This is a genomic window from Sporosarcina sp. P16b (assembly GCF_002743065.1).
Classification (GTDB): domain Bacteria; phylum Bacillota; class Bacilli; order Bacillales_A; family Planococcaceae; genus Sporosarcina.
Map to the genome: position 1 here is coordinate 1 of NZ_PDYO01000033.1, position 5,673 is coordinate 5,673.

The 5,673-nt window shown below is 36.4% G+C and carries 5 protein-coding genes; all 5 read right to left on the minus strand.

The genetic code is table 11. The features are described 5' to 3' along the window. Nucleotides 1–394: 394 nt before the first annotated feature. Nucleotides 395–1,012, minus strand: coding sequence for a CadD family cadmium resistance transporter (locus CSV77_RS16510; RefSeq protein ID WP_099674244.1), 618 nt, complete (start codon nucleotides 1,010–1,012; stop codon nucleotides 395–397). A 162-nt stretch (nucleotides 1,013–1,174) separates the two neighbouring features. Further along, nucleotides 1,175–1,837 (minus strand): class I SAM-dependent methyltransferase, encoded by a 663-nt coding sequence (locus tag CSV77_RS16515; RefSeq protein WP_099674245.1) that lies wholly within the window; start codon nucleotides 1,835–1,837, stop codon nucleotides 1,175–1,177. 574 nt (nucleotides 1,838–2,411) lie between these two features. Continuing rightward, entirely contained in the window at nucleotides 2,412–3,164 is a 753-nt protein-coding gene (locus tag CSV77_RS16520; RefSeq protein ID WP_099674246.1) for a ZIP family metal transporter, read from the minus strand. Nucleotides 3,165–3,234: 70 nt separating this feature from the next. Beyond that, nucleotides 3,235–4,656, minus strand: a complete 1,422-nt coding sequence (gene lpdA / locus CSV77_RS16525; protein WP_099674247.1) for a dihydrolipoyl dehydrogenase — start codon at nucleotides 4,654–4,656, stop codon at nucleotides 3,235–3,237. A gap of 225 nt (nucleotides 4,657–4,881) precedes the next feature. After that, the coding region (locus tag CSV77_RS16530) for an HAD-IC family P-type ATPase (RefSeq protein ID WP_144034693.1) at nucleotides 4,882–5,673 on the minus strand (792 nt) is incomplete at its 5' end.

Below are 5,673 nucleotides of genomic sequence, written 5' to 3' on the forward strand. Positions count from 1 at the left end.
CTGAGAGCAAAGAGAATGACAACAAGAGCAACTTCACCCCATTCACCGATAATGGCTCCACCTATAATAGCTACTGTCATAAGGGTTTTTATGTCAAATTCATCCTTCAACACGGTATACGTTTTGTTTTCTTTAACCTACGTTTTTAGTTATTCAACGCTTTTCAAAGACCCTATCATATCGATCTTTTTAACTTTTCGCTTTAAGCTTAAATTTATTAGAAATGTGAATACATATATGAATATGATGGATAGAACAATGCTCCAATAATTCATAGTTGCTGGAAGAGCCATGTCTCTAGATACTAACGCTGTAGATAAACTTTAAAACTTGGCAATGCACCAACAACTTCAACAACCATAAAAAGGTCTCTTTTATAATTGGATTTGTCAATTCAAAGAAGAAATGAAACTAAAGCATTGAATGTACCATTTTCAAACATTATATAAACTCCTAACCCAATGAATATAATTGGTACAATCCAACGTTCATATTTTTCAATTTTTTCCGCTATAAAATTCATGTGGGCTAAACGATAGCCGACATAGAGTAAAACGCCAATCATAATTAAAATGACAATAATAGAAACAAGGATTTCAGTCGCATTTAACGTTGTGAAATACGGTACATAAATGGAAAAGTCATCCGCACTGGAAGCAAATACGATAAATATGACTGACATCCATAACTGATTAAACCTACCTGAGGAAAATATGGACAAAATTTCGCCTTCATCTTCATCCTCTTCTCCTTTAATCCATATTTTAATACCTAAGTAAAGTGGTAAAAGTCCAAGTAGTCCTATAACCCATTGTTGGGGAACTAAGTTCGAAACTCCTAGAGCAACTAAAAGACTTGCTCCCAAAACAATTACCGTTCCAACATACTTTCCTATCCAAATATGTTTTTCCTGTCCTTTTTTTATTTGCGAAAACAAAAGAATTAATATAACGAGATAATCAATTCCTGTTGCTACATATACTGCAGCAGCTGTAAGTATCGTTGCAATCATTTTTCCATCTCCAATTTTTTTTGGGATAAAGGTTTTTCTTCATATTAAAAAAACCTTAAATTACACTCTTATATAGATATATTAAAAAAATTGTTGGCAGGCGTGATTTTAATATTCTAGACGAATCCAATGCTCTAACTTGTTCGAATTATATCAAACAGCTTATGGCTTAAAAGCTTTATATGACCTTAGTGTGCCCGTGATAGTTGAAAATTGTCCAGTTTCTTCAATTAAAACAAATCCAGTTTCTTTTAATAGGCTAGGGATAATCCCTTTAACGTGATTTGAAGTTGTTTCAAACCCATCTAAAAATTGAATGGGAAAAAATGCAACACGCATTAACCAATTTTGTGGTTTTTCAAAATCAATAATATGGAATTGGCCACCAGTTTTGAGCGTCCGATAAATTTCTTCAAATGTTTTCTTTTTCATTTCCAGAGTTAAATGATGAATAAATAAACTTGTAAATATGTGATGAAATTTATTATTGGAAAAGGGAAGTTTATCAGAAAATCCTTCCTCGAAGGTGATATTATTAGCTAGAGTTTCTTTAATTTTCTCCTTAGCAATTGATAATATTTCAGGATCAGCATCAACCCCAATTACTTGTACACCAGGTTGTGATTGCTGTATTAAAAGTGCCAGCGTACCTGTACCGCAAGCTAAATCCATTATCGTTTCCTTCGGTTGGAGGTTTGCTTGCTTAACCAAATGCGTTTTAAACTTTTTTTCTTGCATTCCCCATTGAATTAACGGATCATAAAATCGAGTCATCCAATGGTATTTTAGTGCAGGGATATAATCATCTTTCTTTTTTTTATCCATTAAACATGCATCCCTTCATTTATTATTTCTTATGATGATTTAATATTGGTTACTATAAATGCCCCAATTGCAGATATAACGATTAAAGCCATTTTTATCAACTCCACTAGGATTTCATTAAAATATTAGTACATACGTTTGAATATTATTAATTGGTTACCGAATATATTAAATCTAAAACAAATTCCCTATATAGATTGAACTTATGAATTTCCTATAACCCCGTTGATGTCCGTTCCGAGCGGACGCTTTCCGTGGGGCAGTGCACTTCGCTCCCTGCGGGGTCTCACTTGTTCCGCTAGTGAGGTCACTGAAAAACCAAAATTCAGAAAATAAATCCACCACTTTGTTAATGCTTTTATTAATAAAGTGGCATGTAATCCCCACAAACAACGATAAAACTGTACAAAACATGGGATTGCATTTTTATTTTCTTGAAAAAAGTCACTTTTTCAGTGGCCTCCCGCTAATCCTATCGGAGTCGCCGCTCTCCAATCCAATCAACTAAGTGTCACATTCTTTAGTACAACATATATAATATCATTTTTAATATTGAACAAAATATTGCCTTTGATTAGTGTATATGAAAAAGTAACTGGTCCAATATCAAGTGAAGAGCAAAATACAGTAAAATTCCTACAAAAAAGAAGAGAATAATGGGTCTATCTTCAGTGGCACTTACAACAGGTAACAAATCAACCGTAGCTATGTATAGAAATATGCCTGATGTAATGGAAAGAGCTATAGCAAGGATACTGCTATCTAACGTGAAGAAATGTGCTAAAAACAAGGCGGCAATTGCACCCAATATCGTTGATATCCCTAATAAGAAAGATGCCCCAATTGCCTTCTTCTTGCTTTTCAAACTTGCAAATACAATTGAAGAAATTGTCAAACCATCCGGGATTTTATGTAGTAACACAGCAATCAATACAACAAATCCTATTTTTTCATCTATTTTGAAACTGACTACGATAGAAACCCCATCAAAAAACGTGTGAACCAACATGCCCACTAAAGCGCCAAGGGTCGTGCTTTGAGAATGAGAATGTTTATGGGTCTCTTCTCCGAAATGAAAATGGGGTGCAAGAAATTGTTGGAACAAAAAGATCAATACAAATCCAATAACAATATATACGGCACTGGATTCATGAATTTTTAATGCTTCTGGTATTAAATCCATAATAGCAACTGTGAAAAGTATTCCGGCGCTCAGAGCCATTAAGCCGTTTAAGCCTCTTCTGGACCATTTTTTTTTAAGAAAGATCACAAGGCCACCCAAGACATTAGCGAAAGCCGCAGTTAAGACGTAGAACAATATGTCCATTGATTCCCACTCCATTAAGTTAAAAATTCAACCTGCACTTTTCATAAGTACAGGTCCGCCTGCATTCACATTATTGCTTTTTATTCAACATGTGAATGGCATGTCCCATAACTCCTTCAGCTGCTTCCATTAACGTCTCTGGTAAAGTTGGATGAGCATGTATCGTAAGGCTAAGATCTTCTGTTGTTGCCCCTACTTCGATAGCAAAGACAGCTTCAGCAATGAGCGAAGATACTTCTGGTCCTACCATTTGAACGCCTAAGACCCTTTTCGTATTTTTTTCGGCCACAACCTTCACAAACCCATCAGCATCGGAAACAGACAAAGCTCTGCCGTTGGCTTGGAATGGAAAACGGCTGGAAACTGTTTCGTATCCCTTTTCCTTAGCTTCCTTCTCTGTTAACCCCGTATAAGCTACTTCAGGATCACTGAAAATAACAAAAGGCATGGCTTGAAAATCAATCACACTTTTAAGCCCGCTAATTACTTCTGCCGCTATCTTTCCTTCGTAACTGGCTTTATGGGCAAGGAGGTATCCACCAGCACAGTCCCCAATGGCATAAACGTGTTCAACATTTGTTTGACATTTGTCATTTATCTTAATAAATCCGCGTTGGTCTAACTTTACTCCGATATTTTCCAAGCCGACTTTTCCTGTGTTCGGCTTTCTTCCTATAGAAACTAAGCAATAATCACCTTTAATAATCTCTTCCTTTCCATTCACCTGAACATGAACGTTCACTTCATCACCTGTATTTTCTCCTCCTTGGACTAAAGCATTCGTTATAACTGTGATTCCAAGGTTCTTTAAATGACGTTTTACTACATTTATAAGCATAGGGTCCGTACCCGAAAGAATTGTATCTGATCCCTCAAGAATTGTTACTTTAGACCCGAATTTAGCGTAAGCAGTACCCAACTCCAAACCGATATAACCACCACCAACTACAACTAAATGCTTCGGTACTTCTTGTAGCATTAATGCCTCCGTTGAAGAGATGATTCTTTTTTTATCAAATGGCATACTTTTTAGTTCGAAGGGCAAAGACCCTATCGCAAGGATTAAATCTTTGTATGAATACACTTGTTCTTCGATACCCATTCTGATTTTTACGGTATGGGATTCAGTGAGATAAGCTTCTCCGCTTATGACCTCCACACCATTTCCTTTCAGCAAGGTCCGAACCCCATTTGTCAATTTATTCACTATACCGTCCTTCCACTTCACTACTTCCGGCATATCCACTTCAACTTCACCAGAAACCTTTATTCCCATTGTGTTGGCATGTTCTATGTGTTTCACTCGTTCAGAAGCACTAATAAGAGCCTTTGAAGGTATACACCCACGGTTAAGGCAAACCCCTCCTAATTCTGCTTTATCCACCAAAACCACTTTTTTCCCTAACTGGGCAGCACGTATGGCAGCTACATAACCCCCTGATCCTGCACCTATAACTAACAAATCTATATCCTTTTTTACTTCAACCGTCATTTTAGTTTCCTCCCTCGATCTTATAAAAAATGAAAAAATCATTTAATTAAGGATAAAATCGTTTTTTCTACATATCTATACCAATATGTAATATAAAAACTGATGTTTTACTTATACCCAATCTTTCTATTTTTAATTAGGCTAGAAGTCTAGAAGTTAGACTATTAATGAAATTCATTTTTTTAGAAAGGGGCTTTCCAATCTGTATGGAAAGCCCTTTTCCCTTTATTCTTTCACTCTCATTAGTCGCAAACCATTTAGCGCTACTAGGAGGGTTGCGCCCATATCGGAAAGGATGGCAATCCAGAGTGTTAACCAGCCTGGGATAACCAATAGTAAGGCAATAAATTTAATAGCAATTGCAAAAGTAATGTTAGCTTTGATGATATTCAGTGCTTTTCGACTAAGTTTCACAGTGAATGGAAGTTTTCTTAAATCGTCTCCCATTAGGGCAACGTCTGCCGTTTCAAGTGCTGTATCTGTACCTGCTCCACCCATTGCGATTCCAACTGTAGAAGCTGCTAATGCGGGAGCATCATTGACACCATCACCAACCATGGCTACGTTTCCGTACTCGGACCTTAATTGTTTTATATAGTCCAACTTGTCCTGAGGCATCAAATCGGCTCGGATATCAGATACCCCAACATGACTACCTATTGCATTCGCAGTACCTTGGTTATCACCTGTAAGCATAATTGTTTTTTTAATTCCAAGTTGATGTAACTTTTGAATAATTTCCTTACTTGATTCACGGACTTCATCAGCAACCGCAATAACTCCGAGTATTTCTTTTTCGGTTCCAATAATCATGGCTGTTTTACCTTGATTTTGAAGAGCCGTCACATTTTGCTCAAAGTCTTTATCGAAATCAGTTGTCAATAGTTCTTTAAAGAGTTTCGGGCTACCGATGTAATAAGTCATTCCGTTTACAATCCCTTTAATACCCTTACCTGTAATAGAAGAGAAATCCTCAACGAGCACATCAGAATATGAAATATTTTCTTCTTCTGCTTT

Bases quoted from the DNA above. Each gene is read 5' to 3' on its own strand.
- lpdA (WP_099674247.1), bottom strand. From the start codon at position 4,656: ATGACGGTTGAAGTAAAAAAGGATATAGATTTGTTAGTTATAGGTGCA.
- CSV77_RS16520 (WP_099674246.1), bottom strand. From the start codon at position 3,164: ATGGACATATTGTTCTACGTCTTAACTGCGGCTTTCGCTAATGTCTTG.
- CSV77_RS16515 (WP_099674245.1), bottom strand. From the start codon at position 1,837: ATGGATAAAAAAAAGAAAGATGATTATATCCCTGCACTAAAATACCAT.
- CSV77_RS16510 (WP_099674244.1), bottom strand. From the start codon at position 1,012: ATGATTGCAACGATACTTACAGCTGCTGCAGTATATGTAGCAACAGGA.